Annotated in this window: 28 protein-coding genes; 13 read left to right on the top strand and 15 right to left on the bottom strand. The window is 70.6% G+C overall.

The annotated features are described in order from the left end of the window. Positions 1 to 321 precede the first annotated feature (321 nt). Positions 322 to 1,182 (bottom strand): DUF3558 family protein, encoded by an 861-nt coding sequence (locus ACIRJP_RS34805; protein WP_404183183.1) that lies wholly within the window; start codon positions 1,180 to 1,182, stop codon positions 322 to 324. Positions 1,183 to 1,401: 219 nt separating this feature from the next. Continuing rightward, positions 1,402 to 2,286, bottom strand: a complete 885-nt coding sequence (locus ACIRJP_RS34810; protein ID WP_404183186.1) for a DUF3558 domain-containing protein — start codon at positions 2,284 to 2,286, stop codon at positions 1,402 to 1,404. Between the two features lie 170 nt (positions 2,287 to 2,456). Here ACIRJP_RS34810 and ACIRJP_RS34815 point away from each other — a divergent pair, with 170 nt between their 5' ends. Further along, positions 2,457 to 3,650: an RtcB family protein gene (locus ACIRJP_RS34815; RefSeq protein WP_404183189.1), complete on the top strand. Its 1,194-nt coding sequence runs from the start codon at positions 2,457 to 2,459 to the stop codon at positions 3,648 to 3,650. Positions 3,651 to 3,804: 154 nt separating this feature from the next. On the opposite strand, the gene ACIRJP_RS34820 is transcribed toward ACIRJP_RS34815, so the two are convergent. Both ACIRJP_RS34820 and ACIRJP_RS34825 read right to left on the bottom strand, forming a co-directional pair. Beyond that, on the bottom strand, positions 3,805 to 4,563 hold the full coding sequence (locus ACIRJP_RS34820; RefSeq protein WP_124722672.1) for an SDR family NAD(P)-dependent oxidoreductase: 759 nt from the start codon (positions 4,561 to 4,563) through the stop codon (positions 3,805 to 3,807). Positions 4,564 to 4,688: 125 nt separating this feature from the next. Beyond that, positions 4,689 to 5,024 carry a YnfA family protein gene (locus ACIRJP_RS34825; protein WP_404183192.1) on the bottom strand — a complete coding sequence of 112 codons (336 nt, stop codon included), beginning with the start codon at positions 5,022 to 5,024 and terminating at the stop codon, positions 4,689 to 4,691. A 90-nt stretch (positions 5,025 to 5,114) separates the two neighbouring features. Between ACIRJP_RS34825 and ACIRJP_RS34830 the strand changes: the two genes are divergently transcribed. Continuing rightward, positions 5,115 to 5,642, top strand: a complete 528-nt coding sequence (locus ACIRJP_RS34830; RefSeq protein WP_404183195.1) for a hypothetical protein — start codon at positions 5,115 to 5,117, stop codon at positions 5,640 to 5,642. 97 nt (positions 5,643 to 5,739) lie between these two features. Here ACIRJP_RS34830 and ACIRJP_RS34835 read toward each other — a convergent pair whose 3' ends face one another. Continuing rightward, entirely contained in the window at positions 5,740 to 7,197 is a 1,458-nt protein-coding gene (locus tag ACIRJP_RS34835) for an FAD-dependent monooxygenase (RefSeq protein WP_404183198.1), read from the bottom strand. Between the two features lie 153 nt (positions 7,198 to 7,350). On the opposite strand from ACIRJP_RS34835, the gene ACIRJP_RS34840 reads away from it, so the two are divergent. Together ACIRJP_RS34840 and ACIRJP_RS34845 are read left to right on the top strand one after the other, a co-directional pair. Next, on the top strand, positions 7,351 to 7,923 hold the full coding sequence (locus ACIRJP_RS34840; RefSeq protein WP_404183201.1) for a TetR family transcriptional regulator: 573 nt from the start codon (positions 7,351 to 7,353) through the stop codon (positions 7,921 to 7,923). 141 nt (positions 7,924 to 8,064) lie between these two features. After that, the gene (locus tag ACIRJP_RS34845) at positions 8,065 to 8,553 is read left to right on the top strand and encodes a MarR family winged helix-turn-helix transcriptional regulator (protein WP_404183204.1); all 489 of its coding nucleotides are present in this window, start codon (positions 8,065 to 8,067) and stop codon (positions 8,551 to 8,553) included. A 15-nt stretch (positions 8,554 to 8,568) separates the two neighbouring features. Here the strand turns inward: ACIRJP_RS34845 and ACIRJP_RS34850 are convergent, their stop codons facing one another. From ACIRJP_RS34850 to ACIRJP_RS34865, 4 genes are all read right to left on the bottom strand, one after another. Beyond that, the gene (locus ACIRJP_RS34850; RefSeq protein ID WP_404183207.1) at positions 8,569 to 9,312 is read right to left on the bottom strand and encodes a Mut7-C RNAse domain-containing protein; all 744 of its coding nucleotides are present in this window, start codon (positions 9,310 to 9,312) and stop codon (positions 8,569 to 8,571) included. An 86-nt stretch (positions 9,313 to 9,398) separates the two neighbouring features. Continuing rightward, positions 9,399 to 10,253: an NAD(P)H-binding protein gene (locus tag ACIRJP_RS34855; protein ID WP_404183210.1), complete on the bottom strand. Its 855-nt coding sequence runs from the start codon at positions 10,251 to 10,253 to the stop codon at positions 9,399 to 9,401. 193 nt (positions 10,254 to 10,446) lie between these two features. Further along, positions 10,447 to 10,974 carry a GNAT family N-acetyltransferase gene (locus tag ACIRJP_RS34860; RefSeq protein ID WP_404183213.1) on the bottom strand — a complete coding sequence of 176 codons (528 nt, stop codon included), beginning with the start codon at positions 10,972 to 10,974 and terminating at the stop codon, positions 10,447 to 10,449. A 35-nt stretch (positions 10,975 to 11,009) separates the two neighbouring features. Next, the gene (locus ACIRJP_RS34865) at positions 11,010 to 11,834 is read right to left on the bottom strand and encodes a DUF6597 domain-containing transcriptional factor (RefSeq protein ID WP_404183216.1); all 825 of its coding nucleotides are present in this window, start codon (positions 11,832 to 11,834) and stop codon (positions 11,010 to 11,012) included. A 92-nt stretch (positions 11,835 to 11,926) separates the two neighbouring features. Here ACIRJP_RS34865 and ACIRJP_RS34870 point away from each other — a divergent pair, with 92 nt between their 5' ends. Next, positions 11,927 to 12,499, top strand: a complete 573-nt coding sequence (locus tag ACIRJP_RS34870) for a TIGR03086 family metal-binding protein (protein WP_404183219.1) — start codon at positions 11,927 to 11,929, stop codon at positions 12,497 to 12,499. Between the two features lie 195 nt (positions 12,500 to 12,694). Here ACIRJP_RS34870 and ACIRJP_RS34875 read toward each other — a convergent pair whose 3' ends face one another. The 4 genes from ACIRJP_RS34875 to ACIRJP_RS34890 form a co-directional block, all read right to left on the bottom strand. Continuing rightward, positions 12,695 to 13,843, bottom strand: coding sequence for a hypothetical protein (locus ACIRJP_RS34875; RefSeq protein ID WP_404183222.1), 1,149 nt, complete (start codon positions 13,841 to 13,843; stop codon positions 12,695 to 12,697). Between the two features lie 125 nt (positions 13,844 to 13,968). Next, the gene (locus ACIRJP_RS34880; protein WP_404183225.1) at positions 13,969 to 14,895 is read right to left on the bottom strand and encodes a universal stress protein; all 927 of its coding nucleotides are present in this window, start codon (positions 14,893 to 14,895) and stop codon (positions 13,969 to 13,971) included. Positions 14,896 to 14,958: 63 nt separating this feature from the next. Then, positions 14,959 to 15,972, bottom strand: a complete 1,014-nt coding sequence (locus tag ACIRJP_RS34885; RefSeq protein WP_404183228.1) for an Acg family FMN-binding oxidoreductase — start codon at positions 15,970 to 15,972, stop codon at positions 14,959 to 14,961. 177 nt (positions 15,973 to 16,149) lie between these two features. Then, on the bottom strand, positions 16,150 to 16,806 hold the full coding sequence (locus tag ACIRJP_RS34890) for a TetR/AcrR family transcriptional regulator (protein WP_404183231.1): 657 nt from the start codon (positions 16,804 to 16,806) through the stop codon (positions 16,150 to 16,152). Between the two features lie 140 nt (positions 16,807 to 16,946). On the opposite strand from ACIRJP_RS34890, the gene ACIRJP_RS34895 reads away from it, so the two are divergent. Beyond that, complete coding sequence (locus ACIRJP_RS34895; RefSeq protein ID WP_404183234.1) at positions 16,947 to 17,504, top strand: NAD(P)H-dependent oxidoreductase; 558 nt, start codon at positions 16,947 to 16,949, stop codon at positions 17,502 to 17,504. A 163-nt stretch (positions 17,505 to 17,667) separates the two neighbouring features. On the opposite strand, the gene ACIRJP_RS34900 is transcribed toward ACIRJP_RS34895, so the two are convergent. Together ACIRJP_RS34900 and ACIRJP_RS34905 are read right to left on the bottom strand one after the other, a co-directional pair. Continuing rightward, positions 17,668 to 18,105, bottom strand: coding sequence for a hypothetical protein (locus tag ACIRJP_RS34900; RefSeq protein WP_404183237.1), 438 nt, complete (start codon positions 18,103 to 18,105; stop codon positions 17,668 to 17,670). Next, positions 18,096 to 18,269, bottom strand: a complete 174-nt coding sequence (locus ACIRJP_RS34905) for a hypothetical protein (RefSeq protein WP_404183240.1) — start codon at positions 18,267 to 18,269, stop codon at positions 18,096 to 18,098. The genes ACIRJP_RS34900 and ACIRJP_RS34905 overlap by 10 nt, the downstream gene beginning before the upstream one ends. 118 nt (positions 18,270 to 18,387) lie before the next feature. Here ACIRJP_RS34905 and hemL point away from each other — a divergent pair, with 118 nt between their 5' ends. The 7 genes from hemL to ccsB all read left to right on the top strand — a co-directional run bounded on the left by hemL (position 18,388) and on the right by ccsB (position 26,381). Then, a complete protein-coding gene (hemL, locus tag ACIRJP_RS34910; protein ID WP_404183243.1) occupies positions 18,388 to 19,704 on the top strand; it encodes a glutamate-1-semialdehyde 2,1-aminomutase in 1,317 nt (438 codons plus the stop codon). Further along, positions 19,701 to 20,429, top strand: a complete 729-nt coding sequence (locus ACIRJP_RS34915) for a histidine phosphatase family protein (protein ID WP_404183246.1) — start codon at positions 19,701 to 19,703, stop codon at positions 20,427 to 20,429. The genes hemL and ACIRJP_RS34915 overlap by 4 nt, the downstream gene beginning before the upstream one ends. A 348-nt stretch (positions 20,430 to 20,777) precedes the next feature. Continuing rightward, entirely contained in the window at positions 20,778 to 22,037 is a 1,260-nt protein-coding gene (locus ACIRJP_RS34920; protein ID WP_404183249.1) for a hypothetical protein, read from the top strand. A 67-nt stretch (positions 22,038 to 22,104) separates the two neighbouring features. After that, entirely contained in the window at positions 22,105 to 22,716 is a 612-nt protein-coding gene (locus ACIRJP_RS34925; RefSeq protein ID WP_388663120.1) for a TlpA family protein disulfide reductase, read from the top strand. Positions 22,717 to 22,759: 43 nt separating this feature from the next. Further along, positions 22,760 to 23,482, top strand: coding sequence for a cytochrome c biogenesis CcdA family protein (locus tag ACIRJP_RS34930; RefSeq protein ID WP_383719423.1), 723 nt, complete (start codon positions 22,760 to 22,762; stop codon positions 23,480 to 23,482). A 5-nt stretch (positions 23,483 to 23,487) separates the two neighbouring features. Further along, the gene (locus ACIRJP_RS34935) at positions 23,488 to 25,290 is read left to right on the top strand and encodes a cytochrome c biogenesis protein ResB (protein ID WP_404183252.1); all 1,803 of its coding nucleotides are present in this window, start codon (positions 23,488 to 23,490) and stop codon (positions 25,288 to 25,290) included. Beyond that, positions 25,287 to 26,381 (top strand): c-type cytochrome biogenesis protein CcsB, encoded by a 1,095-nt coding sequence (gene ccsB / locus ACIRJP_RS34940; protein ID WP_404183255.1) that lies wholly within the window; start codon positions 25,287 to 25,289, stop codon positions 26,379 to 26,381. The genes ACIRJP_RS34935 and ccsB overlap by 4 nt, the downstream gene beginning before the upstream one ends. Positions 26,382 to 26,388 lie beyond the last annotated feature (7 nt).

Below are 26,388 nucleotides of genomic sequence, written 5' to 3' on the forward strand. Positions count from 1 at the left end.
CGATCGCGGCGATGAGCACCGCTCCGGCGACCACGAGACCGATGAGTATCCGGTGGGTGCGTGTCAGCTGCATCGCGGCCACCCGCTTTCCCTCCCCGTTCTCCCGTATGAGACGTCATGTTCTGGCGTCGTGCTCCGACTTCTGGCGGGCACAGCCTGGCACACGAGGGCGCGGGGCGTTGCGCGGGGAGGGGCGAAGCCCGGTACTCGGGGGAGTACCGGGCTTCTTGAAGCCGCTTTTGTGCCGGGGCGTCGCCGACTGGTCCGCCGGGCCGGGCCGGGTGTGTGGCCGGCTCGTTCGCCGGGCCGGTCCGGGGGTTGCTAGCTCGTCTTCTTGACGGACGACTTGCGGGCGGAGGTCTTCCTGTCCGTCGACTTCTTGCGGTCGTCGGACCCGCTGTCCGAGGACTTGGAGTCGTCCGCCTTGTCGGTGGCCTTCTGGCTCGGCGCGGTCGAGCCGGAGTCCTTGTCGGCGGCGACTGCGGCCACCGCTTCCTTGGCCGCCTTCTCGGCGCCCTTCCGGATGTCGTCGGCGGAGGGGGTCTTCGCGCCCGCGTAGCCCGCGCCGTTGTAGGTGAGGGTGATGACGACGTTCTCCGTACGGGCCACGACCGTCGCGTACTTGAAGTCCTCGCTGGTCTTGGTGAGGTCGTAGGTGACCGTGGTGGCCTGGTCCCCGATGCCGCCGGCGGGCGTTTCGGCGACCTTCTTGGCGCCGTCGGCCGTCTTCGCCTTGTCGACCTGCTTCGCGAAGTCCTGCTGTGCGCGCTTGGCGCCGCTGCCCAGGGCCTGGTCCGAGTCGAAGCGGGTGAAGCCGACGTCGAGCCAGCGGTACTGGGAGCCCTTCACGCCGTTGTCGTCGAGGCCGTTCCAGGAGCAGCCCGCGCGTGAAGTGAGGTCGCTGGACTTGGTGGCCGTGCCGTTCTTCGACTTCGCCGAGGGAACCAGGGACGTGACCGTCTTCTTGGTGATCGACTTGCACGCGTCGGGCAGTTGGACGAATTTCGCCGGCTCGACGGTCGGTTCCGCCTTCTTGCTCGCGCTCGGCGCCGCGGACGAGGCGGGCGAGCCCGAATCCTTCTTGTCGCCGTCGGAGTCCGACGAGCAGCCGGCGACGACGAGCATCACCGGTACGGCGGCGCAGGCGAGTATGCGGGAGAGTCGCGGGGCTGAACGGTGCATGGTTCCTTCACTCGGGTGGCGCGGCGGGCGGGCTGCCAGGCGGTCGGGTGGCCGGGTGGGTGGCCGGGCGGGTGGTCGGCCGGGTTCCGGAGGGTGTCCCGGAAGCTGTTCCGGAGGGTTTTCCGGAGGGCCACGGTACGACGGACTGCGACCGGATGCCGCCTCGGCCGGGGACCCGGTGGCCGCGGGCGGCCTCGGTCAGGGGCGCCCGGGGCGGGGTCATTCGCTGAACTCGTCGACCAGCTTCCGGGCCAGTGCCTGGGCCTTCTCCTGCAGTTCCTTGCTGTCGGGGACGGCGGTGGATACGGCCGGCTGCTCGGTGTACTCGACAGTCACGATGACATTCGATGTGCGGAATACCACCTTCACCGTGCGGTGTTGTGCGGTGGAACCTGCCCGGGTGAGCAGATCGTCCAGAAATGCACTGTCGCCGAGGTCGTCGAGGATGCGTGGCTGAAGGCTCTCGTCCGGGGTTCCTGCGCCGTCGTCGGTGTTCTCGTCGTCGGTGCTCTTGCCGTCGGGGGTGGGGCCGGTCAGGGAGTGCGAGGTGGATTCGGAGGTGTCGCCGGACGTGTCGCCGGAGGCTTCGTCGGAGCCGGCTGGGGGCGTCTGCTTCTTCTCGCCCTTGCCGTCGCCGCTCTCCGCGCTCTCCGTGGCGTCGGGGGTCGCGGAGGGGGAGGAGAGGCCGGCGGCGGTCTCCTTCCTCGTGTACACCTCGCGGGCGCGGTCGTCGTCGCTCACCGCGGGGTCGTAGGACACGACGCGCTCGAAGTCGATGAACAGGCTGTGCGAGGAGGAGGAGCCCTCGGACTTCCAGCGGCAGCCGACCCGGCGGTCGGTGTCGTAGGTGACGGTGGCGGTGCCCTCGTAGACCTTTCTCTGCTGGTCCTCGGCGAGTTCGGCGGCGCCCGGGAGCAGGTCCTTCAGCGTCGATGACTCGACGGCGCGGCACGGCTCGGGAAGAGTGCGGTACTTGCCGGGGGCCGCGGCGGCGACGGTTTCCGTGCCGGACTTGCTGTCAGCTGCGGAACCACCGGTTCCGGTGTCGGCGCTGCAGCCGACGACGAACGCTGCCAGTAGCGCGGTGCCGGTGACGTAGGCCATTCGTCGCACGGTCCTGGGCTCCCTTCGTGCGAAAAACGGTTGCCGCCCGATGGCGACCGGTGGACACAATGTGTATCGCACGCGCCGCTGTGAATGCCGGTCGGCCGACTTATTTGCCGACCTTGGCACCGGTTTTGCGCTTTCAGGCTTTTCGGGGGAATCGAGGAACTATGTCGTATGTAGAGGTGTCGGGGGCGAAGGTTCCCATCCGCATGTGGGCCGACCCGGCCTCGGTCGAGGACGTCGCGATGCAGCAGCTGCGCAATGTTGCCACGCTGCCCTGGATCAAGGGTCTCGCCGTCATGCCGGACGTCCATTTCGGCAAGGGCGCGACGGTCGGTTCGGTGATCGCGATGCACGGCGCGGTCTGCCCGGCGGCGGTCGGCGTGGACATCGGCTGCGGAATGTCCGCGGTGAAGACCTCGCTGACGGCCAATGACCTGCCGGGCGACCTGTCCGGGCTGCGGTCGAGGATCGAGCAGGCCATTCCGGTGGGCCGGGGCATGCATGACGAGGCCGTGGAGCCCGACCGGCTGTACGGCTTCCGGGCGCCGGGCTGGGACGACTTCTGGGGACGGTTCGACGGAGTGGCCGATGCGGTCAAGTTCCGTCAGGAACGTGCCACGAAGCAGATGGGGACGCTCGGATCGGGTAACCACTTCATCGAGTTCTGCCTCGACGAGGCGGGTTCGGTCTGGCTGATGCTGCACTCCGGATCGCGGAACATCGGCAAGGAACTGGCCGACTTCCACATCGGGCAGGCGCAGAAGCTGCCGCACAACCAGGACCTGATCGACCGGGACCTGGCGGTCTTCATCGCCGACACCCCGGAAATGGCGGCGTACCGGAACGACCTGTTCTGGGCGCAGGAGTACGCGAAGCACAACCGGGCCATCATGATGGCGCTCTTCCAGAACGTGGTCCGCAAGGAGTTCAAGAAGGCCAAGGTGACCTTCGAGCCGGTCATCTCCTGCCACCACAACTACGTGGCGGAGGAGCGGTACGAGGGAATGGACCTGCTGGTCACGCGGAAGGGTGCGATCCGCGCGGGTTCCGGGGACTTCGGGATCATCCCGGGTTCGATGGGCACCGGTTCGTACATCGTGAAGGGGCTCGGGAACGAGAAGTCCTTCAACTCGGCCTCGCACGGGGCCGGCCGGAAGATGAGCCGGAACGCCGCGAAGCGGCGCTTCTCGACGCGCGACCTGGAGGATCAGACGCGGGGCGTGGAGTGCCGTAAGGACTCCGGTGTCGTGGACGAGATCCCGGCCGCGTACAAGCCGATCGAGAAGGTCATCGAGCAGCAGCGGGACCTGGTGGAGGTCGTCGCCAAGCTCAAGCAGATCGTGTGCGTGAAGGGCTGAAGCCAGGCCTTCGGGCACGGGCGGACGAAGGGGCCGGGGACGCGGGTGGGGTGTCCCGGGCCCCTTCCTGTCTGCCCGCTTCCGGTTCAGTCCGGTCGGGTCGGTCGGGGTCGGGTGGGGTCGGTCCGGTCCGGCCTGGTCGAGGCCGGTCCGGTCAGGCGGTGCGGTGGACCTTGGAGTTGGAGGCCTGGGCGCGGGGGCGGACGACCAGGAGGTCGATGTTGACGTGGCTGGGCCGGGTGACGGCCCAGGAGATGGTGTCGGCCACGTCGTCCGCGGTGAGGGGGGCGTCGACGCCCGCGTACACCTTGGCAGCCTTCTCGGCGTCGCCGCGGAAGCGGGTGGTGGCGAACTCCTCGGTCTTGACCATGCCGGGGGCGACCTCGATGACGCGGACCGGGGTGCCGACGATCTCCAGGCGCAGCGTCTCGGCCAGGACGTGCTCGCCGTGCTTGGCGGCCACGTAACCACCGCCGCCCTCGTACGTGGAGAGGCCCGCGGTGGAGGACAGGATCACCACCGTGCCGTCGCCGCTCGCGGTGAGGGCGGGGAGCAGTGCCTGGGTGACGTTGAGCGTGCCGATGACGTTGGTCTCGTACATCTGGCGCCAGTCCGCAGGGTCGCCGCTGGCGACGGGGTCTGCCCCGAGCGCGCCTCCCGCGTTGTTGACGAGGACGGCGAGGGTGCGGAACGCCGTGGCGAACTCGTTCACCGCATCGCGGTCGGTGACGTCCAGCTCGTAGGCCGTGGCCTGGTGGCCCGCCTCGTTGATCTCGGCGGCGAGCGCCTCGATGCGGTCCTTGCGGCGGGCGGTCACCACGACGCGGTAGCCGGCGGCGGCGAGCTGTCGGGCGGTCGCGGCGCCGATGCCGCTGCTCGCTCCGGTGATGACGGCGATCGGGGTGGCGGCCATGGCGGACTCCTCGGACAGCTGATCGGTACGGGGGTCAGGATAGGCGGGTACGGGGTGGAGCCGGGCGGCGCGGGGTGCGCTGGGGCGAGGCGCTGCGGGGCACGGCGGGGTGGAGTGGTGCGAGGTCAGGGGTTGCGAGGGGCGTACATGATGACCGCCATGCCGGCCAGGCAGATCAGGGCCCCGATCACGTCCCAGCGGTCGGGACGGTAGCCGTCGGCGACCATGCCCCAGGCGATCGAACCGGCGACGAAGACCCCGCCGTACGCCGCGAGGATGCGGCCGAACTCGCCGTCCGGCTGGAGTGTGGCGACGAAGCCGTAGGCACCCAGCGCGATGACGCCCGCCCCGATCCAGACCCAGCCCCGGTGCTCACGCACGCCCTGCCAGACCAGCCAGGCGCCCCCGATCTCGAAAAGCGCGGCGACGACGAACAGAGCAACGGATCGGGCGATCGACATGGGGCAAGGCTGCCATGTGAGGAGAGGAGCAAGGCGCGCCGAACGGGTCGGTAAATAAGGATGATTCGGGGCGATCTGTATCTTCGGGACATGCTAGTGACGCATAGAGCTGCACGGGCCGTCTCCGCGACGGCGATGCTGGCCGGGAGCGTGGTGCTGGTGGCGGGGGCTGGGGCGGGAGCCGCGGTCGCTGCGCCCTCGGGTCTTCCCGGCCCCTTCGCGGTCATTGCGCCTGAGGCCGATGTGGCACACCACGGGCATGTCGTGCTGTGGGGGGCGGGGCTCAAGGTCCGGGTGCGGACCGAGAACCACGGCCCGTCGAACCTGGCAGGTGTGACCGTGCGGGTGCGGACATCGGTGGCGCTCGCCGGACGGCAGGAACTTCAGCAGAGCTGTCTGCAGGCCGACCGGCGGACCGTGCTGTGCCGGACCGGCGGCCTGCGCGCCGACGGGGCACAGGAGCGGCGGCTCGCCCTCGAACTGCGGCTTGCGGCACGGCTGGACGAGGTCGTCGTGCGGGTCGACACGCTGTGGAACGGCGGAGCGAGCGACCGGAACCCCGGGAACAACGACCACGAGGTGCTGGCTCCGGCCACCGGGGACGAGTACGTGTTCTGAGCCCTGGCCGGCGGGGCCGGTGAGGCGGGACCCACGCTCGTCGGGGCCGGCGGGGTCCGTGGGGCGCTCATCGGGGCCGGCGGGGTGGGCGCCGGGCTCATCGAGTGAGTGCGGCCTGCAGGGCCGCCGGGTCGGGGTGGTCGCTCGCCCAGGCGATGTAGCCGTCGGGGCGGACGAGCAGGGTGGTGGTGCGGTCGCCCTGCCAGTGGGCGTGCACCAGCGGGGCCGGTGATGCCGGAGTGGCGGCGCCGGTGGGGGTGACCAGGACGAACGTGCCGTCGCGCAACAGCTGGTGCAGGCGGCCCTCGCGCAGGCTCAGGTCGGGGGCACGCTTCGCGGTCAGCGGGTGCGCGCCGCGCGGGGCCCGGTAGGCGATGGCGATGCCGGAGACCATGCCGATGGCCTTGTCGGAGGCCGGCCGGATGGTGGACAGTGTCCTGGCCGCTGTGGTCCTGACCGTCCGCTGGAGCGCGGTGCGGGCCATGGCGAGGCGGACGAGCGCGCCGCTGGTGCGGAGCACGGTCGCGCCGACCGGGTGCCGTTCGGTGTGATAGCTGTCGAGGAGCGCCTCCGGGTCGGCCGTGTGCCCCCGCAGTGCGGCGGCGAGCTTCCAGGAGAGGTTCGCGGCGTCCTGGAGGCCGGTGTTCATGCCCTGGCCGCCCGCCGGGGAGTGGACGTGGGCGGCGTCCCCGGCGAGGAAGACCCGACCGGTCCGGTAGGACGGCACCTGGCGTTCGTCGCTGTGGAAGCGGGAGATCCAGCGGGCGTCGTGCATGCCGAAGTCGGAGCCGAGGGCGACGCGGCAGATCTCGCGCAGCTCGTCGAGGTCGACGGGGTCGCTGTCGGCGGCCTGGCGCGCGCGGTGCCACCCCATCACGCGGTACCAGCCGTCGCCGAAGGGGGCGATGAAGGCGAAGGCGTCTCCGCCACCGCTGACCGTCAGGATGTCGGAGGGCTTCTCGGCGAGCCGGACGTCGGCGAGGACGATCGACCGGATCACGGATTTGCCGGGGAAGGGGAGCCCGAGCGCATGGCGCACGGGGCTGCGCATCCCGTCGGTGCCGACGAGGTAGCGGGCGGTGAGGGTCGTCCGGCTGCCGTCCGGCTCGCGCAGTTCGGCGGTGACGGATTGCGATCCGGGGCTCTGGTGGAGCGTGGTCAGCTCCGTGTCGTGCCGGAAGCGGACGCCGGCGGTGCGGGCCCGGCGCTCCAGCAGGCGCTCCACCTCGTACTGCGGGGTGATCAGCACGAACGGGAAGCGCGTGTGCAGCCGGGAGAGGTCGAGCGAGAGCTTCCCGAAGAAGCGCAGGTCGGTGAGGGGGGTGCCCGTCCTGATCAGCTCGTCGGCCAGGCCGCGGCTGTCGAGCAGTTCGAGCGTGCGCGCGTGCACGGCGAAGGCGCGCGTCATGTTGCTGGTCCGGCTCGGGCGGCGCTCCACGAGCGTGACGGAGACGCCCTGGGCGGCGAGATCCCCCGCCAGCAGCAGGCCGGTGGGGCCCGCGCCCACGATGAGTACGTCGACGGTCTCGGGTGCGGTGCTCGGGGTGGTGGTCATGGCTGCCTCCTGGGCCCGTCCATCAGCTGTCACCTTTGCGCCGACGTGTGTCGGTCAACGCATGTTGGTCAACGGACGTTGGTCAACGCTTGTTGGCAACGGTAGCTCCGATGCGACTGGCATGTCAACGGATGTTGGCCTACAGTTGTTGGCATGACAGAGCCCGTCGCCGCGCCCCGCCGTTCGGACGCCACCAAGGCCGCGATCCTCGATGCCGCGCGCGAGCGGTTCGCCGCCGACGGGTACGAGCGCGCCACCATTCGTGCCATCGCCCGTGACGCGAACATCGACCCGTCGATGGTCATGCGCTACTACGGCAACAAGGAGGGGCTTTTCGTCGCCGCCTCAGCGATCGACCTGCGGATACCCGACCTGGGGGCGATGCCGGGCAAGCACGTGGGCGCGGTGCTCGTCGGGCATTTCCTGGACCGCTGGGAGGGCGACGGCGTCCTCACGGGCATGCTCAGGGTCAGCGTCACCAACGAAGCGGGCGCGGAGCGAATGAGGGCGATCTTCGCCGAGCAGATCGGCGCGATCACGACCGGGGTCTGCCCCGTCCCGGCCGAAGCGGCCCACCGTGCGGCGCTCGTCGCCTCGCAGATACTGGGGATGGCCCTCGCGCGCTACGTGCTTCGGTTCGGGCCCGCGGTCGAGATGTCGCGCGAGGAAGTGATCGCCTGGCTCGCGCCCACCGTCCAGCGCTACCTGACCGCCGAGAAGCCGTAGCCCGAGCGGGCAGGCCGGGTCAGGCCGGGCCGGGTCGATCAGGCCGGGGCAGGTCAGGCGGAGGCCGGCTCGACCGGAGTCGGTTCGACGGGGCCGGTTCGGCCGGGCGGTCGGGCGTTGTCTGCTTCGTACACTCTCTGCATGTCGCAGAAGTCGCAGCCCGGCCGCAGTGCGCTGATGGCCGAGCTGACCGTCGAGTCACGCCGCTACATGGCCGCCTACGCGCTCTTCAACCAGGCCGTCGCGGACCATCTGCGGCTCCACCCGACCGATCTCCAGTGCCTCAACCTGCTCGGCCTGGAGTCGGGACCGGTCACCACGGGCCGCATCGCGGAGCTGACCGGGCTGACCACGGGATCGGCGACCCGGCTGGTCGACCGGCTGGAGCGGGTCGGGTACGTGAGGCGCGAGCGGGACACCGCCGACCGCCGACGGGTGCTCGTCGCGACCGTGCCGGAGCGGATGGCGGAGATCGGTGCGGTGTGGGAGCGGCTGAACGGGGCCTGGGCGGCGATGTTCGAGGCGTACGAAGACGAAGAAGTGGCCCTGCTCATCGCCCACATGCGGCGGACGGTCGAGCTGAGCGCACTGCAGGTCGAGGCATTGCGGCAGGCCCACGGTGGTACGTGACGGCCGACGCCGGGTCTACGCGCCGTCCGTCGATGTGGGCGCGAATTCCTGGAGGGCCTTCGTGACGATCGCTTCCAGACGCGAGTGGTGGGCGCCCCGCCAGTAGACGCGGTCGCACTCCGTGCACTGCGCGAAGACGTCGTAGGAGCGCCGGGTGCCGTGTTCCAACTGGTTACTGACCGTGTCCTTGTCGGCCTCCTTCAGCGGGCCGTTGCAGGCGGTGCACCTGGTCCAGGGCGCGAGGCGCGGGGCGAACCGCTCCAGCACATCGCGGAGTTGCTCCTCCGGGCGGTCGCTGTAGACGTAGGCCCCGGCCCAGATCTCCCGCCGGTGCAGCAGCCCGCGGTCCCGTGACAGCAGTACGCGCCGCTCCTGTGCCGACCGGGCGGCCAGCGCGGGGTCGCCGATGTCCTCGCTCTCGTACGCCGCATCGACCCCCAGCAGCCGCAGCCGCCGGGCGAGCGTGCCGAGGTGCACGTCGAGCAGGAACCGCAAGGGCGCGCCCGGGACCTGCTGGGGGCGTTCCACGGCACGCACCTCGACCAGTTCACCGGCTCCCGGGATGTGCGAGACCGGTACGGACCGGCCGTCGACCAGGATCTGTCCGGCCTCGGTGAGCGGGATGCCGAGCGATTCCACGACATGGCCGAGAGTGGAGGCGCCGTCCGTGGTCACGGCCGTGCGCCCCCGGCGGCGTTCATGCGCGACGAAGAGCCGCAGCTCGGGGGCGACTTCGAGGTGGATCTCCGGTCCGTTCACTCCGCCAGGATGTCATCGGCCGGGTGCGCCAGCCAGGGGGTTTCGGTTGTCGGGGTGAGCCGGACGCGTACCCGGCGGGCGAAGGCTCAGGGGCGGAAGGCGGCGGCGTTCTCCTCGGCCCAGGCGGCGAAGGTGCGGGCCGGGTGGCCGGTCAGCTTCTCGACATCGCCGGTCACCTCGTCCGGGATGCCGTCCGAAGCGGCCGTGTACGCGAGCAGCGCGTCGGCGAACGCCTCGGGCACGAAGCCGGCGACGGACTTCTTCCAGGCCGCCCCGGTCACGGTGTTGATGGCGATGGGGCGCCCGGATGCCGCCGCCAGCAGGCCGACCTGCTCGGCGGCGGTGAGCGATTCGGGGCCGGTCAGGTGGTATGCCTCGCCCTGGAGGCGAGGGTCGGTGAGCACGGCGAGGGCGGCCTCGGCGATGTCTGTCGCGTCGATGGGGCTGGTGTGGCTGTTGGGGTACGGGAGGTCGACGGTGCCGTGGGCCCGTACCGACTGCGCCCACTGGTACGCGTTGCCGGCGAAGGCCCCCGGGCGCAGCAGCGTCGTGGTGAGGGGTGAGGCGAGCAGAGCCTGCTCCACCGCGTGGTGGGAGGCGGCGATCGGGTTGTCCTGGGCGTCCGGGGCCAGGACCGAGCTGGAGGAGAGCAGCACGATGTGGCCGACCCCGGCCGCCCCGGCCGCCGACAGGAAGGCGTCGATGCCGGACGGCTCGGCGTAGAGGAAGACGGAATCGACGCCGTCGAGAGCGGCCCCGAAGGTGGCCGGATCGCCGAGGTCGCAGGCCACGACGGGTACACCGGCGGGCAGTGCGGTGGCTGTGGCGGCGAGGTCTTCGGGGGTGCGCGAGGCGGCGCGGACGGCGTGGCCGTCGCTGTGCAGCAGCGAGACGAGCGTGGAGCCGATACGGCCCCGGCATCCGGTGACGAGAGTGAGCATGGTGGAGGAGTCCCCTCTGCAGGTGCGGATAGGGCAGAACCGTGGATCCGCGGGCATGGCAGATCTGCGGCCCCAGCAGACCCACAGGCATGGCAGATCTGCGGCCACGGCAGATCCACAGGCATGGCAAATATGGCTGTGTCGCGAATAAGCTGCGTGACGCAGATAAATATCCAGGGGTGGGACCGGTCCGTCAAACGTTTTCGAGGTCGAGCCGCCAGTCGTTCGTCAGCAGCGCATGGCCGGGCGGGTACTCGAAGTCGCACTCGCCGAGGAGGGTGAAGCCCGCCTTGCGGCACACCGCGTTCGACGCGCCGTTCCCCACGGACGGATAGGCGTGCAGGAAACGGTGCTTGCGCTCGGCGCGGGCCTGCTCGGCGACGGCCGTCGTCGCGGCCGTGGCGATGCCCAGCCCCTGGAATTCGGGGAGGACGGCCCACCCCGTCTCGTACACCTCCTGGCCCTGCCAGGTTCGCTCCCAGAAGCCGATCGTGCCCACGGCGCCGTCCCCGTCCGTCAGGGCGATGCGGAACATCCTGCCCCGGCCCGCGCGGTCCGCGCTGAGCTTCACGTAGCGCTCGTGACGCGCCAGGAGTTGTTCCTCGGTCTCGGGGCCGCCCAAGTGGTCCATCAACTCGGGCGCGTTGGCACGGCGGAGCAGCTCCAGATCGGCATCCGACCAGGCCTCGATCCGTACGGACGACGAAGCGGTGCGTTCCATACCGGAACTGTAGGACGCCGCACTGACACCCGGCGTCAGTGCGGCGCGAATGCCGTCGGGGGCACGCCGACCGTGGCGGTGAAGTCCCTGATCAGATGGGCCTGGTCGCTGTAACCGAGCTCCGCCGCGAGTGCCGCCCAGTCCACCCGTGGGTCCGACTCGGCCCGCTCCAGCGCCTCGTGGATGCGGTAGCGGAGGATGACCCACTTGGGGCCGACGCCGACGTACGCGGCGAAGAGCCGCTGGAGCGAGCGCGGCGACAGCCCCGCCGCGCGGGCGAGTTCGTCGACGCGGCGCACCGTGCGGTCCGTGCGCACCAGGTCGGCCAGGGCCGTCGCGCGCTCGGCCTGCGGGTCGGGTTCCGGGCCGAGCGCCAGCAGATACCGGTCGAGCGCCGCCACCCGAGCATCCTCGTCCGCCGGGCCGAGGATGTCGGAGGCCGGAGCGGGCGGGGTGAACACCTCGTCGGCGGGGAGCCGCCGCCCCGTCCATTCCGAGACCGGCCGGTCCGGTGCGAACGGCCGGAAGCCGCCGGGCCGGAACTTCACCCCGCAGACCCGTCCCCGGCGCTCCAGCTTCTGCGTGAAGAGCTCCAGCCCGATGCCCGAGACCTCCACGAACCCGGCGGGGCCGGGCCGGGCCGTGCCGTCGTCCTGCTCGAACCGCTGGAAGACCAGGTTCACGGACGGGTGCGGCACCACATGGGAGGCGTACGGCTGGGACAGGTCCCAGTCGATGAGCCAGTAGTTGTCGATGTAAGGCCGTAGCTCGGCGGCGGGTTCACGGCGGCGGAAACGTACCTGGGCGAAGAGTTCGGGGGCGTCGACGATGCCCCGGGTGTCGCGTCGAGGACCGGCCATGGCGGCGATCCTATGATCCGCGGGCCGCCGGGGTGGGGGGCGATGTCGCGTTTCTTCAAGCGCCCGTCCGCCCGGTCGTGCATCGTCGAACGATGACGAAGATCAGTGAGTTGCTGGATTCGGCCGTCGGACCGGCCGTGGCCGTGCTGGACGGGATCGACGACAACAGCCTCGGCGCGCCCACGCCGTGCGCGGAGTACGACGTACGGGCCCTGATCAACCACCTCTTCCAAGTGATCGTCAACTTCCAGGCCCTGGCGGCCAGGCAGGAGGCCGACTTCGGTACGGCGCCGGACGTCGTCACCGGGGACTGGCGGACCCGCTTCGGCGAGGAGGCGGCCAAACTGGTGGCGGCCTGGGCCGTGCCCGGCGCGGACGAGGGGACCACGGGGGCCATGGGGCTTCCGGCCAGGACCGTCGGGAACATGGTGCTGGGCGATCTGACCGTCCACGCCTGGGACCTGGCGCGGGCCACCGGCCAGGAGTTCACCCCGGACGAGTCCGTACTGGGCGAGATCGGTACCGCGCTGGCCTCGATGGCCCCGATGGCCAGGGAGGCGAAGGTGTTCGGCGAGCCGCACCCTGTGCCGGACGGGGCCGGCCCGTTCGACGAGGTGCTCGCTCTGACCGGCCGGGATCCCGGCTGGCGGCCTCCCCTCGCCTGACCTCGGCGGCCGGAGGGCGGGGGGCCGGGGACCCGCCCTCCGGGGCATCCGGGAGGCCGTCCAGCCTGGTGAGCACGCCGTCCACGACGCCCCCGGCGTCCACCAGAATCGCGCGTTCGTCCAGCCGGGCCGGCTGGAGATCTTTCATCGGCCAATGATTCGGCCAGTGATTCAGCCATCGACTGTTCGGCCGGTCTACCGGCTCCACACATGCACTGCGTCGCCCGACCCCGACACCGTGTACCAGGTGCCGTCGCCGAGCGCCGTGGGCGCGCCGGATATCGGGAACGGGTACGTGACCTGCGCGGCCACCCGCATTTCCGCCCCGGCCGTGCTCACCAGCCAGTGGCGCGGCTCGCCGTACTCCTCGTCCCGCTCCGCCGTCCCGGCGATGACGGTCTCCTCGTCGAGGAAGCCGCACTCGTAGTCCCAGAGCGTCTCGTCGGCGTCCTGGTCGTCGGGATCCGCCTCGGGGTGGCGGGGGACGGCGTGCTCGGTGGCGAGTTCGGCGAGTACGGAACCGTCCTCGATCCGGTGCACGCCGAGCATCTCCTCGTAATGGGTCACCGTCACGAAGCGGTCCCCCGAGGGGCTCACCCCCGTCAGGATCCGTTCGTCGTTGCAGAACTGCTCGACGGAGAGCTTCTCGCCGTCCCACCGGCCCCACCGCAGCGGCACCCCGTCCTGGCCCTCGCCGACGCTCAACCCCATCCGGGCAGGGTCGGGATGCGGGACGTGATCGGAACCGGCCGCCACCGTCTCGGTCTCCGCCCGGCCGAGCACCCGCCCGTCGGCGGCGTCGATGACCAGCCACTCGTCCAGTGCCTCGGGATCGGGTCCGGACGCGGCGACCGGCCCGCGGATGTGGGCCCAGACCAGTGCACCGTCCGCGGAGAACACGGCCGACCCGCTGTCCGCGTACAGATGCCGGCGGTCGGCCGCGTACTCCTCGTACGCGCTGTGGAGCATGCGGCAGCTGCCGTCCCAGCAGCCGTGCCGCACCTCCCAGCGCACCGCCCCCGTGGGATCCACCGCGCGCACCGCGTGTACCCCGGCGAAGACCGCGAGGTCGCCGCGCGGCGCCACCGTGAAGGTGCCGAAGTCGCGGGGCCAGGGCGCGGGGAAGCGGACCGGCGCCGCGTCCGGGGCGCCGGGGTCGACGGCGACGAGTTCGGTGTCGCCGCGCTGGACGAGCAGGCGTCGGCCGACTGCCCGCGGCCCGTCACCGGGCGTGGGTTCCGCGTCTGGCCAGTGCAGCAGCTGCGGGGCGTCCGCCGTGTTCTGCGCGCGGTCCAGCGGTGCGGCGAGCGTGGTGACGAGGCGTGCGGCGGCCGTGTCGGCCATGGGGCGGGCCCTCTCCTTCGTGAGCGTGCGAGTGCGTGCGTCTGCGCCGACCCGTGCGTCGGCGCATCGGTACATCGGTACGGGGAGAACCGTAAGGCCGGCCGTCGGGTGCCCGGTCGGCGCCCTCAGTCCTGGTATGTGTCCGGGACGATGGCGACGGGGCAGGGCGAGTAGTGCAGCACCGCGTGGTTGACCGGGCCCAGTTGGAGTCCGTGCCATCCGCCGGCCCGCCGGGCGCCGACGACCAGGAGCTCCGCGGTCTCGGCGGCTTCGATCAGTACCTGGTGCGCCGGTCCCTGCGCCACCGACCGGTGGATGACGACGGCTCCGGAGCCGTCGGCATGGGCCTCCTGGCTGTCCTGCTTCTTCCGCGCCTCCAGGGTTTCCAGGGCCTTCAGGACGTCTTCGAGGTGTTCCTCGGCCTGGTGGCGGTAGGCGGATGAGGAGGAGCCGGGGAGCGGCGGGTGGCTCAGGAGCGCGTGCGCGGGGCGGCGCCAGGCGCGTACGGCGGTGAGCTCGCCGTGTCGCGACGCGGCCTGGGCCAGGGCGAAGACGGCGGCGGCCGACGGACCGGTGGCGTCGCTGATGCCGACGACGACGCTCCCGGGTGTCGCCGGTGTGCCGGGCTGCCGCGCCGGAATCACCACGACCGGGCAGTGCGACCGGCCGGCCAGCGCCAGTCCCACGGACCCCAGGAGCATTCCGGCGATACGGCCCCGGCCACGGGAGCCCAGGACGACGAGTGAGGCCTCGTGGCTCTCCCGTACGAGGGTGGCCACCGGGTCCTCGGGCTGCACGTCGGCCACCACGCTCACCTCGGGACTGAGATCCCGCACCCGGTCCCGGGCCGAGGCGACCAGATGTTCGGCGAGGAGCTGTTCGCCGGGGACCTGGGGGTCGGCGGGGGGCCGCAGGCCCTCGTAGTGCTCCCACAGCGACGCGTGTACGAGGCGCAGGGGGAGCCGGGTGCGAGCCGCTTCCGCCGCGGCCCAGTCCAGGGCGCGCAGGCTGCCCTCCGAGCCGTCCACCCCGACGACCACCGGGAGCCTCATCGCTCCCACCGCCTTTCCCGCTTCCGCGTCGGTCCGATCGCCTCCACGGTGCGTCGACCGTCCCTACGGCTCGATCGTCAGTACCCGGTCCGGGCGGCGGCGCGGTGTCCGCGGCCCGGTGGGCCCGTAACCCAGGCGGATGATCATCTGGGGGTGTCCGGTGCCGTGGAGCGGGTCGCGCAGGACCCAGCGCAGGTCCGGCCATTCGATGGGCTGGGTCGCGAACGAGGTGGACACCGCGTCGAGCGTGGCGGCGAGCAGGACGCGCTCCAGCGCCTGACCGGCGCGGAGCCAGTCCGCCGGGCGGTCGTTCTCGGTGCTCAGCAGGGCCAGCTGCGGTCGCCGCTCGAACAGGACGCGGGCCCGGCCGTCGGGGGCGCGGGTGCCGGTGAAGTCGCGGTTGATCGCCCGCCCGGAGGCGTCGCGCGGGCCGAAGGCGTAGTCGGGGATGCCGTCGTCCGGTGCGTCGGTCTTGGTGAACCGGGCCCAGTGCTCCTGCTCGGCCTCTCGCGCCGGGTCGCCCCGGTCGTATCCCTCGGCGTCCCGGATCAGGTCGAGCACGGTCTCCAGATGGGGCGGGACGAGGAACGCGAGGTCCGCGCCCTCGGCACGGGCCGCGCCCACGAGGCGTGCGCGGACGTCGTCGGGGATCGGCTGCTCGTCGAACGGGTAGCGGCTGGTGTGCCGCTCCGCGATCGCGGGGTGGAGGGCACGGAGCGCTTCGTCGGCCCGATCGCTCGGGGTGCCGGGGCGGCTGCCTAGGGCGGCGTCGAGCCGTACGGCTGCCAGGAACGCCGGATCCGACGGTGCGGGCAGCAACGTGGTGGCCGCGGCCAGGCCGTGGTGGGCGGCGGACACCCGCAGGTTCAGCAGGGCCGCGCCGCAGCCCACGTGCAGGGCGCGGGCGGAGGGGTCGGCCGCCGGCAGCGCGCGTTCGAAGTCGGCCCGGAGGGCGAGAGTGCGGTCGCCGCGTGAGTACCGGAAGAGCCAGGGCTGGGCGTTGTGCATGGATGGTGCGGCGGTGGCGTCGGCGACGAGGTCGGTCACCACCGTGTCGGTGAGCGTCTGGGCGGACATCTGACCCCCCGCGGATCGGGAACTGTCGATGTCTTTCCAGCATGTATCAAGTGCCGCCGGGACGGTACGGGAGACGGTCCGGGTTTCCGGGGCCTCGCCGGGCGGGGACCGTGGTCGAGGAGCCCGGGACCGGGCATTTGCCCCGGAGTGGCCGCGGACGGTCGCCCCGAGGCGTCCTCAGACGCCTGCCCCCAGGCGGGTGACCAGGTGGTGCCAGGCCTCCTCCAGGCGCTCCACCGGCATGCCGCGCTCGATGGTGAGGTGGTGGACGAGGGCGGCGTCGATGGAGGCCAGCAGCGTGTGCGCGAGCAGCTCCGGATCGCCGGGCACCTTCGCCTGCCGCAGCAGCATCGCGAGGTGGTTGAGACGCAGACGGAGCGCCGGGACGGTGTAGTTGCGCAGCGGGTCGGTCCGGCTGGCCAGGATCAGCGGGTGGTTGTCGCGTTCGTGGCGAAGGACGGCGGGCCCGAAGGCGTGCAGCCGCTCCGCTGCGGGGGCGTCCGGGCCCAGTGGCGGCGGGCCGGAGAGGAAGGCGGCCTGGAGCTGCTTCTCCCGGTGGTCCAGGAGCGCGAGCAGGAGCCCGGCCCGGTCGCCGAAGCGCCGGAAGACGGTTCCCTTGCCCACCCCCGCCGCGGCGGCCACCGACTCCATGGTCAGGTCCGCCGCCCCGCATCCGGTCAGGAGCCGGGAAGCGGCGTCCAGCAGGAGCGTGCGGTTGCGTGCTGCGTCCGCCCGCAGCTGCGGGGGTTCGTCGATCGGGGCGAGCGGGAGATGCGTCCGCACTTCTCCCGGTTCGGGCAGCCTCGGCGTCGGAGGAGTGGCGGAGCCGGTCATGTCCTCAGCGTAACGCCCGGAAGCGACAAGTGGACCGCGGTCCGCTTAGGTGGTACAACTTTAAACGGACCACGGTCCGCTTGATACGGCTCATTCGACGTATTCGATGTACCTGCCTCTCCGCCTCCCGGGAGTTACCCATGTCCGTACGCATCCTCGCGCTCGTCGGCAGCCTCCGCGCCGGTTCGCACAACCGCCAGCTCGCCGAAGCCGCCGCCAAGCACGCCCCTGAGGGCGCCGAGATCGAGCTGTTCGAGGGCCTGGCCGAGGTGCCCTTCTACAACGAGGACATCGACGTCGAGGGAAGCGTCCCCGCCGCTGCCGCCCGGCTGCGTGAGACGGCGGCGAACGCCGACGCGTTCCTGCTCTTCTCGCCCGAGTACAACGGCACCATGCCGGCCGTCCTGAAGAACGCCATCGACTGGCTGTCCCGCCCGTTCGGCACCGGCGCCATCTCCGGCAAGCCGGTCGCCGTGGTCGGCACCGCCTTCGGTCAGTACGGCGGCGTCTGGGCGCAGGACGACGCCCGCAAGTCCGCCGGCATCGCGGGTGCCACGGTCCTGGAGGACGTCCAGCTGTCCATCCCCGGCTCCGTGACGCGCTTCGCGGAGACCCACCCGGCCGACGACGCCGAGGTCGTCACCGCCCTCACCGACGTGATCGGCAAGGTGCGCTCGGCCGCTTCCGTGGCTGCCTGACCTTGCTGTTTCAGCTCTGATTCATCCGCGCGCGGCCGCGGGGTGGGCAGGACGCCCCCACGCAGCCGCGCGCAGTGCTGTTCCAGAGGGGCTGCGCTTCCTCACTCCCCGGGGTCGCCGCCTTGCCGCTGGGCGCCCCGTACGGCATGGCCCCGACCCCGGGTCAGGGCCAGACCAGGCAGTACGCCTGATGCCCCGCGTCGTGCAGCCGGTGCGAGAAGTCCTGCCACTCGTGCAGGAGTTGATAGACGTTGAACGCGTCGCGCGGGCCGCCGCGGTCCGGGACCGTGGACCAGATGAACGCCGCGGCACCCACCGACTCCTCGCCGACGCCGCGCAGCGGGTCGACGACCGTCATCGGAAGCTTGACCACCGCGTAGTCGGGGTGCAGCACCACCAGTTCGAGCGGCGGGACCCTGTGCAGGGGTACGCCCTGAATTCCGGTGAGAACCATCGCCGCCACCGTCTCCGGCTTGATCTTGGTGAACATGCCGCCCATGCCCAGCTCGTCACCGCCGAGCTCCTCGGGGCGCATCGAAATCGGCACGCGTGCCGCGGTGGCCCCGTCGGGGGCACCGAAGTACTTGTAGGTCACCCCCACCCGGCCACCACTCCTGCTTCCGGCTTCACCATGCTGCGCCCCACCGGCCCGTATGCCTTGCTCGCGCTCCGCATCACGCCGGTGCCGACCCCGCCGGGCAGGCTCGGGCCCCAGGCCGTCGGTCCCTTCGCCCACTCCGCCACCGCGATGCATATCTCATCCACCCGACTACTACTTAGGAGACACAGCCCCCGCCGCGCAACCCGATCATCGTGTCAGTGACCTCCCCCACGGGCGTGCGGTGAAACACCTGTCCGCAAGACCGTCCGTGGCTCTGACACCATGGCTTGTGTGAGCTTTCCCTATGACGCCCCAGTTTCGCAGACGCTTTTCGACCGCGCGTCCCTCGTGACGCCCGGCGGCGTGAACTCTCCCGTACGTGCCTTCCGGGCCGTGGGCGGTACGCCCCGCTTCATGGTGTCCGGCAGCGGCCCGTACCTCACCGACGCCGACGGCCGTGAGTACGTCGACCTCGTGTGCTCGTGGGGGCCGATGATCCTCGGCCACTCCCACCCGGAGGTCATCGCCGCAGTCCAGGAGGCCGTCGCCCGCGGCACCTCGTTCGGTACGCCCGGTGAGGGCGAGGTCGCGCTCGCCGAGGAGATCGTGGCCCGGGTCGAGCCCGTGGAGCAGGTGCGGCTGGTGTCGTCCGGCACCGAGGCGACCATGTCCGCGATCCGCCTCGCCCGCGGATTCACCGGCCGGGCCAAGGTGGTGAAGTTCGCCGGCTGCTACCACGGCCACGTCGACGCGCTGCTCGCCGCCGCCGGTTCCGGGGTCGCGACCTTCGGCCTCCCGGACACCCCGGGGGTCACCGGTGCGCAGGCCGGCGACACGATCGTGCTGCCGTACAACGACCTGGAGGCCGTCCGCGAGGCGTTCGCCGCGCACCCCGGCGAGATCGCCTGTGTGATCACCGAGGCATCGCCGGGCAACATGGGTGTCGTGCCCCCGCTGGACGGTTTCAACGCCGGGCTCAAGGAGCTGTGCGCCGCGAACGGTGCGCTCTACATCTCCGACGAGGTCATGACCGGGTTCCGTACGTCGAAGGCCGGCTGGTTCGGCGTCGACGGGGTGCGGCCCGACCTGATGACCTTCGGCAAGGTCATGGGCGGCGGCTTCCCGGCCGCGGCCTTCGGCGGGCGTGCGGACGTGATGGCCCACCTCGCCCCGGCCGGTCCCGTCTACCAGGCGGGCACCCTTTCCGGGAACCCGATCGCCACCGCCGCCGGTCTCGCCCAGCTGCGGCTGCTCGACGACGCGGCGTACGCCAAGGTGGACGCGGTCTCCGCGGAGATCCGCGGCCTGGTCAGCGAGGCGCTGGCCAAGGAGGGCGTGGCGCACACCGTGCAGGCGGCGAGCAACATGTTCTCCGTCTTCTTCACCGACCGCCCGGTGCGGAACTACGAGGACGCCAAGCAGCAGGAAGCTTTCCGCTTCACGGCCTTCTTCCACTCGCTGCTGTCGCAGGGCGTCTACCTGCCGCCGTCGGCCTTCGAGTCCTGGTTCGTCTCCACCGCCCACGACACGCAGGCCGTCGAGCGCATCGCCGCCGCCCTGCCCGCCGCCGCCCGCGCCGCCTCGGAGGCCATCGCATGAGCGAGAACGGAAGCGGTGAGCAGGAAGCCGGAGCCCGCAAGGGCAAGAACGGCAAGGACATCACCGTCGTCCATCTGATGCGGCACGGCGAGGTGCACAACCCGGAGGGCGTGCTCTACGGGCGCCGCCCCGGCTACCACCTCTCCGAGCTCGGCCGGCAGATGGCCGACCGGGTCGCCGAGCACCTGGCCGGCCGTGACATCACCCATGTCGTCGCCTCGCCGCTGGAGCGCGCCCAGGAGACGGCCACCCCGATCGCCAAGACGCACGGCCTGGACCTGGCCACCGACGGGCGGCTCATCGAGGCGGCCAACGTCTTCGAGGGCAAGACCTTCGGCGTCGGCGACGGCGCGCTGCGCAAGCCGGACAACTGGAAGCACCTGACGAACCCGTTCCGCCCGTCGTGGGGCGAGCCGTACATCGAGCAGGTCGTACGGATGATGGGCGCACTGGACGCGGCGCGCGACGCCGCCCGTGGCCACGAGGCGGTGTGCGTCAGCCACCAGCTGCCGATCTGGATCGTGCGCAGCTTCGTCGAGCGGCGGCGGCTGTGGCACGACCCGCGCAAGCGGCAGTGCACCCTCGCCTCGCTGACCAGCTTCACGTACCAGGGCGACAAGATCGTGTCGGTCGGGTACTCGGAGCCGGCGCGGGACCTGGTGCCGGCGCATCTTCTGGCCGGGGCGAAGCCGGTGAAGGGGAAGTCGAAGGCGTTCGGCGCGTAGCCGGCCCATGGGCCGGCGGGGGCGGCGCGGGATGCGGGGGTCCCGGGCCCGGTCGCCGGGTGCCGGTTTGTTCCTGGCCGATGTTTTGTCCTCGATCGCCGGACGGGCTTGATTTTCGCCCGTCCGGCGATTCGTTCGCGGACCACGATGGCGGTCGAGCGCTGCTCCCGCCCTGTCTCGTCCTGCCTCGCCCCGTCCCGCCTGCTAGGTCATGTGTTCGGTCATGGCTGGGGCCTGGTCACGCAAAGAATTGTGTGTTAATCAGCGGAACCCCTTGGCTGATTTCGCCATCTAACCCATCGCCAGTTTGTATGGACTTAAGGCAAAACGACCGCAGATGGGGTAATCATGCGCGACATCAGCCGAAGGGGTCTGCTCGGAGCCGGGCTTGGAGCCGCCGCCGCCGTCGGGGTTGCGGGCTGCGGCACCTTCGGCTCTTCCGGCTCTTCCGGCACGAGTCGGTCGGGAACCACGGGGGAGAAGGGGTCCGACGGGAACACTCGTGGAACCGGGCCCGCGAAGAAGGACGTGCGCGAGATCGGGGACGGTTCCACCGCCGACACCGGAAAGCAGCCGCACCAGCCCGCCAAGCCGGTGCCGCTCGAACCCGGCGAGACCCCGCCGCAGTTCGTGATCTTCTCCTGGGACGGCGCGGGCGAGGTCGGCAACGGACTCTTCCCGCGCTTTCTGGAACTCGCCAAGGATCATGACGCGGCGATGACCTTCTTCCTGTCGGGGCTCTATCTGCTGCCCGAGTCGAAGAAGTCCATGTACCGGCCGCCCAACAACCCCGTCGGCGCCTCCGACATCGGTTATCTCACCGATGCCCACATCAAGGAGACGCTGAAGAACGTCCGGCAGGCCTGGCTCGACGGGCACGAGATAGGCACCCACTTCAACGGGCATTTCTGCAGCGGCTCCGGATCGGTCGCGAACTGGTCGTCCGAGCAGTGGCGGAACGAAATCGATCAAGCGGTCTCGTTCGTCACCGAATGGCGCACGAACACCGGCTGGACCGACCTCGACCCGCTGCCTTTCGACTACCGCAAGGAACTGGTCGGCGGCCGCGCCCCCTGTCTGCTCGGCCAGGAGAATCTGCTGCCGACGGCGCGCAAGCTCGGCTGGCGCTACGACGCCAGCTCGCCCGGCGGCACCCAGGTCTGGCCCAAGCGGCGGGACGGCGTCTGGGACCTGCCGCTCCAGGCCATGCCGTTCCCGGGGCACACCTTCGAGGTCCTCTCGATGGACTACAACATCCTCGCCAACCAGTCGCTGAATTCGACCAAGGGCATGCCCTCGCGGTATCCCGAATGGCGCAAGCAGGCCACCCAGTCGTACCTCGCCGGTTTCAACCGCGCGTACTCCTCGAATCGCGCACCCTTCTACATCGGAAACCACTTCGAGGAGTGGAACGGCGGCATATACATGGACGCCGTCGAGGAAGTGCTGAAGAAAGTCGCGGGGAAGCCGGATGTGCGCCTCGTCTCCTTCCGGCAGTTCGTCGACTGGCTCGACGTCCAGACCCCGGCAGTACTCGACAAGCTCCGCACACTGGAGGTCGGACAGTCGCCCGAAGGCGGCTGGAACGCCTTCTTTAAACAAGCCTGACAACGGGCTTTACGGGCACCGAGGGGGGTGCCCGAGATCGCCGGAACCGCCATGCGAAACTTTTCACATGAGCTATGGCCGCGCACCTCGACGCCGCTTCACCCTGCTCGCCGCCCCCGCTGCGGTCGCCGCCCTCGCCCTCACGCTGACCGCGTGCGGCGGGGACGGCAACAAGGCCGGCGGCGGTGGCAACACGAACTTCGTCACGGGCAGTGGCGGCATTTCCACCGTGGACAAGGGCGACCGCAAGGCCGCCCCGAAGCTGGACGGCGAGACCCTCGACGGCAAGCAGCTCGACGTCGCCGACTACAAGGGCAAGGTCGTCGTGCTGAACATGTGGGGCTCGTGGTGCGGTCCCTGCCGGCTTGAGGCGCAGTACTTCTCCCGGGTCGCGAGGGAGATGAAGGACAAGGACGTCCAGTTCGTCGGGATCAACACCCGGGACCCCCAGAAGGGCCCCGCGGTGAGTTTCGAGAAGGACTACGGAGTCCCGTACCCGAGCCTCTTCGACCCGACCGGCAAGCTCATGCTCCGCTTCCCCAAGGGCACGCTGAACCCGCAGGCCATTCCGTCGACCGTGGTGCTGGACCGGGACGGGAAGATCGCCGCCCGCTCGCTGGCCGCGCTCGACTCCGAGCAGCTGCACAAGATGATCGACCCGCTGATCGCGGAGAAGTGACCAGGTGATCGCCCTCGCCGTCGCCGGCCAGAACGAGACCGTGATGAGCGGGGCCCTGCTGGTCGCCCTGCCCCTGGCCGTGCTCGCCGGGCTGGTCTCGTTCTTCTCGCCGTGCGTCCTGCCGCTCGTGCCCGGCTACCTCAGTTACGTCACCGGGGTCAGTGGCACGGACCTGGCGCAGGCCCGGCGCGGGCGGATGGTCGCGGGGGCCTCGCTCTTCGTGCTCGGCTTCACCGCGGTGTTCGTCTCCGGCGGCGCGCTCTTCGGCTTCTTCGGCCAGACCCTTCAGGCGCACAGCGAGGTGCTCACCAAGGTCCTCGGCGTGCTGATGATCCTGATGGGGATCTTCTTCATGGGCCTGATGCCCTGGATGACGCAGCGTGAGTTCCGTATCCACAAGAGGCCGGTGACCGGGCTGGTGGGCGCACCCGTGCTAGGCGCCCTCTTCGGGATCGGCTGGACACCGTGCCTGGGCCCCACGCTCAGCTCGGTGAGCATCCTCGCGGTGGAGCAGGGCACCGCCGGACGCGGGGCGATACTGACCGTCGCGTACTGCCTCGGCCTCGGCGTCCCCTTCGTGCTCGCCGCCGTCGCCTTCCGCAAGGCGCTCGGCGCGTTCGGCTGGGTCAAACGGCACTACGCATGGGTCATGCGCATCGGCGGCGGCATGATGATCGTGACCGGTCTCCTCCTGCTGACCGGTGTGTGGGGCACGATGATGCAGCAATTGCAGGTCTGGTCCAACGGCTTCACGGTGGGGATCTGAGTTCCATGAGCAACACCAAGTCCACCCCCCCCGCTCCGGAGCGCGAGCGCCCGGACGAGTGGGACGGGGAGAACGCCCGCGAACTGGGCGCGGCCGGTTCCCAGCTCTCCACCGCCCCGAGCGAGGAGAGCTCGGCCGGACTGCCGGCCATGGGCGTCATCGGCTGGGCCCGCTGGTTCTGGCGGCAGCTCACCTCGATGCGGGTCGCGCTGATCCTGCTCTTCCTGCTGTCGCTCGGCGCCATCCCCGGCTCGCTGATCCCGCAGAACAGTGTGGACGAGCTGAAGGTGGAGACCTTCAAGAAGGCCCACACCACCGTCTCGCCGATCTACGAGAAGCTCCAGTTCTTCGACGTCTACAGCTCGGTGTGGTTCTCCGCGATCTACATCCTGCTGTTCATCTCGCTCATCGGCTGCATCGTGCCGCGCACCGGCCAGTTCGTGGGCCAGCTGCGCAGCCGCCCGCCGGGCGCCCCCAAGCGCCTGACCAGGCTGCCCGCGTACACCACCTGGCGCACCGGGGCAGAGCCCGAGCAGGTCCGCGAGGCCGCGCTCGCGATGATGCGCAAGCGGCGCTACCGCGCGCACACCGTGGGCGACGCGGTCGCCGCCGAGAAGGGCTATCTGCGCGAGGCCGGGAACCTGGTCTTCCACATCGCCCTGATCGTGATGCTGGTGGCGTTCGCCGTCGGACAGCTCTACAAGTCCGAGGGCGGCAAGCTGGTCGTCGAGGGCGACGGCTTCTCCAACACGCTCACCCAGTACGACGACTTCAAGTCCGGTTCGCTCTTCGACACCGACTCGTTCGCCCCGTTCAGCTTCAAGCTCGACAACTTCGTCGGCACGTACGAGCGCAGCGGCCCCCAGCGAGGTACGCCCAGGACCTACGAGGCCCGTGTGACGTACGAGAAGGGCGCGTACGGCAAGTCGCAGAAGGCCGTCATCAGGGTCAACGAGCCCCTCGTCATCGACGGCACCAAGGTCTACCTCAACGCGCACGGCTACGCGCCGATCGTCTCCGTCAAGGACGGCAAGGGCAAGGAGGTCTACCGGAGCGCGGTGCCGCTGCTGCCCATCGACAACAACGTCACCTCGTCCGGTGCGATCAAGGTCTTCGACGGCTACCGCGACAAGAACGGCAAGAAGACCCAGCTGGGCTTCCAGGCGTTCTTCGTGCCGACCTTCGCGGGCAACGGCAAGGGCACGATGTTCTCGCAGTTCCCGGCCGCCGACATGCCCGTACTGGCACTCAACGGCTTCCACGGCTACCTCGGCCCCGACTCCGGGCTGGCGCAGAACGTGTACCAGCTGGACAAGTCCAAGATGACGGAGTTCAAGGACGCCGACGGCAAGCAGCTCAAGCAGCGGCTGCTGGTCGGCGAGACGATGAAGCTCCCCGACGGCGCGGGCTCCATCACCTTCGAGGGCGTCCAGGAGTGGGCCAGCTTCCAGATCACGGAGCAGCCGGCCAGCGGCTGGGCGCTCGCCGGGGCCGTCGCCGCCATCGCCGGACTCGCGGGCTCGCTGTTCATCCAGCGGCGCCGGGTCTGGGTGCGGGCGGTACGCGGCGCCGACGGCGTCACGGTCGTCGAAATGGCGGGTCTCGGCCGCAGCGAGTCCGCGAAGCTTCCCGAGGAGCTGGCCGACCTCGCGGGCACGCTCATCGAATCGGCACCCCCCAAGCCGGACGCCGAGCCCGGAATCGAGTCCGGCACCGAGTCCGATTCATCCCCCGAACCCGAACCCGATTCCGGATCCGACTCCGTCGAAGAATCCTCCGAAGAACCTGCCGAAGGGGCTGAGAAGTGAATCTCGCCGCCGCAACCAACGAGAACCTGGCGCACACCAGCAATGTGCTGATCTATTCGTCGATGGCCGTCTACACCCTGGCCTTCTTCGCCTACATCGCTGAATGGGTGTTCGGCAGCCGCAGCAAGGTCGGCCGCACCGCCGCCGCGCTGACCGGGGCCGGGGCCGAGGGCGCCGACGCCGCAGGCTCGGTGAAGGTGCAGGTCGCGCAGCAGGGCGGCGGCACCGCCGTGCTGGACCGCCCGAAGATCATCACGCGCGCGGCGGCCGGAACCCGTGACGTACCGGACGGGCCCGGCGCGGCCGGCGGCACGTTCAAGGGCGACCTCTACGGGCGGATGGCGGTCTCCATGACCGCGCTCGCCTTCCTCGTCGAGGCCGGCGGGGTCGTCGCCCGCGCGCTGTCCGTGCAGCGTGCCCCCTGGGGCAACATGTACGAGTTCTCCATCACCTTCTCCACGGTGGCGGTCGGCGCGTACCTGGTCCTCCTCGCGCTGAAGAAGAACGTCCGCTGGATGGGGCTGCTCCTGGTCACCACCGTCCTGCTGGACCTCGGCATCGCGACCACGTGGCTCTACACCGACAGCGACCAGCTGGTGCCCGCGCTCCACTCGTACTGGCTGTGGATCCACGTCTCCACCGCCATCCTGTGCGGCGCCGTCTTCTACATCGGCGCGGCCGGCACCCTGATGTACCTTTTCCGCGACAGTTACGAGAACAAGCTCGCCAAGGGCGTGCAGCCCGGCTCGTTCGCACAGTCCGTGCTCTCCCGGCTGCCCGCCGCCGCGACGCTCGACAAGTTCTCGTACCGCATCAACGCCGCCGTCTTCCCGCTGTGGACGTTCACGATCATCGCGGGCGCCATCTGGGCGGGCGACGCCTGGGGCCGCTACTGGGGCTGGGACCCCAAGGAGGTCTGGTCCTTCATCACCTGGGTCGCGTACGCCTGCTACCTGCACGCCCGCGCCACCGCCGGCTGGAAGGGCCGCAAAGCCGCCTACCTGGCGCTGATCGCCTTCGGCTGCTGGCTCTTCAACTACTACGGCGTGAACATCTTCGTCACCGGCAAGCACTCCTACGCCGGCGTCTGACCCGTTC

Origin of the sequence: Streptomyces sp. NPDC102437, from assembly GCF_044765565.1 — a bacterium.
In the GTDB taxonomy this organism is placed as follows: Bacteria; Actinomycetota; Actinomycetes; order Streptomycetales; family Streptomycetaceae; genus Streptomyces.

What these genes read in the sequence shown, in the direction of transcription:
- ACIRJP_RS34805 (WP_404183183.1), bottom strand. Translation starts at nt 1,182, where the DNA reads ATGCACCGTTCAGCCCCGCGACTCTCCCGCATACTCGCCTGCGCCGCC.
- ACIRJP_RS34810 (WP_404183186.1), bottom strand. Translation starts at nt 2,286, where the DNA reads ATGGCCTACGTCACCGGCACCGCGCTACTGGCAGCGTTCGTCGTCGGC.
- ACIRJP_RS34815 (WP_404183189.1), top strand. Translation starts at nt 2,457, where the DNA reads ATGTCGTATGTAGAGGTGTCGGGGGCGAAGGTTCCCATCCGCATGTGG.
- ACIRJP_RS34820 (WP_124722672.1), bottom strand. Translation starts at nt 4,563, where the DNA reads ATGGCCGCCACCCCGATCGCCGTCATCACCGGAGCGAGCAGCGGCATC.
- ACIRJP_RS34825 (WP_404183192.1), bottom strand. Translation starts at nt 5,024, where the DNA reads ATGTCGATCGCCCGATCCGTTGCTCTGTTCGTCGTCGCCGCGCTTTTC.
- ACIRJP_RS34830 (WP_404183195.1), top strand. Translation starts at nt 5,115, where the DNA reads ATGCTAGTGACGCATAGAGCTGCACGGGCCGTCTCCGCGACGGCGATG.
- ACIRJP_RS34835 (WP_404183198.1), bottom strand. Translation starts at nt 7,197, where the DNA reads ATGACCACCACCCCGAGCACCGCACCCGAGACCGTCGACGTACTCATC.
- ACIRJP_RS34840 (WP_404183201.1), top strand. Translation starts at nt 7,351, where the DNA reads ATGACAGAGCCCGTCGCCGCGCCCCGCCGTTCGGACGCCACCAAGGCC.
- ACIRJP_RS34845 (WP_404183204.1), top strand. Translation starts at nt 8,065, where the DNA reads ATGTCGCAGAAGTCGCAGCCCGGCCGCAGTGCGCTGATGGCCGAGCTG.
- ACIRJP_RS34855 (WP_404183210.1), bottom strand. Translation starts at nt 10,253, where the DNA reads ATGCTCACTCTCGTCACCGGATGCCGGGGCCGTATCGGCTCCACGCTC.
- ACIRJP_RS34860 (WP_404183213.1), bottom strand. Translation starts at nt 10,974, where the DNA reads ATGGAACGCACCGCTTCGTCGTCCGTACGGATCGAGGCCTGGTCGGAT.
- ACIRJP_RS34865 (WP_404183216.1), bottom strand. Translation starts at nt 11,834, where the DNA reads ATGGCCGGTCCTCGACGCGACACCCGGGGCATCGTCGACGCCCCCGAA.
- ACIRJP_RS34870 (WP_404183219.1), top strand. Translation starts at nt 11,927, where the DNA reads ATGACGAAGATCAGTGAGTTGCTGGATTCGGCCGTCGGACCGGCCGTG.
- ACIRJP_RS34875 (WP_404183222.1), bottom strand. Translation starts at nt 13,843, where the DNA reads ATGGCCGACACGGCCGCCGCACGCCTCGTCACCACGCTCGCCGCACCG.
- ACIRJP_RS34880 (WP_404183225.1), bottom strand. Translation starts at nt 14,895, where the DNA reads ATGAGGCTCCCGGTGGTCGTCGGGGTGGACGGCTCGGAGGGCAGCCTG.
- ACIRJP_RS34885 (WP_404183228.1), bottom strand. Translation starts at nt 15,972, where the DNA reads ATGTCCGCCCAGACGCTCACCGACACGGTGGTGACCGACCTCGTCGCC.
- ACIRJP_RS34890 (WP_404183231.1), bottom strand. Translation starts at nt 16,806, where the DNA reads ATGACCGGCTCCGCCACTCCTCCGACGCCGAGGCTGCCCGAACCGGGA.
- ACIRJP_RS34895 (WP_404183234.1), top strand. Translation starts at nt 16,947, where the DNA reads ATGTCCGTACGCATCCTCGCGCTCGTCGGCAGCCTCCGCGCCGGTTCG.
- hemL (WP_404183243.1), top strand. Translation starts at nt 18,388, where the DNA reads ATGGCTTGTGTGAGCTTTCCCTATGACGCCCCAGTTTCGCAGACGCTT.
- ACIRJP_RS34915 (WP_404183246.1), top strand. Translation starts at nt 19,701, where the DNA reads ATGAGCGAGAACGGAAGCGGTGAGCAGGAAGCCGGAGCCCGCAAGGGC.
- ACIRJP_RS34920 (WP_404183249.1), top strand. Translation starts at nt 20,778, where the DNA reads ATGCGCGACATCAGCCGAAGGGGTCTGCTCGGAGCCGGGCTTGGAGCC.
- ACIRJP_RS34925 (WP_388663120.1), top strand. Translation starts at nt 22,105, where the DNA reads ATGAGCTATGGCCGCGCACCTCGACGCCGCTTCACCCTGCTCGCCGCC.
- ACIRJP_RS34930 (WP_383719423.1), top strand. Translation starts at nt 22,760, where the DNA reads ATGAGCGGGGCCCTGCTGGTCGCCCTGCCCCTGGCCGTGCTCGCCGGG.
- ACIRJP_RS34935 (WP_404183252.1), top strand. Translation starts at nt 23,488, where the DNA reads ATGAGCAACACCAAGTCCACCCCCCCCGCTCCGGAGCGCGAGCGCCCG.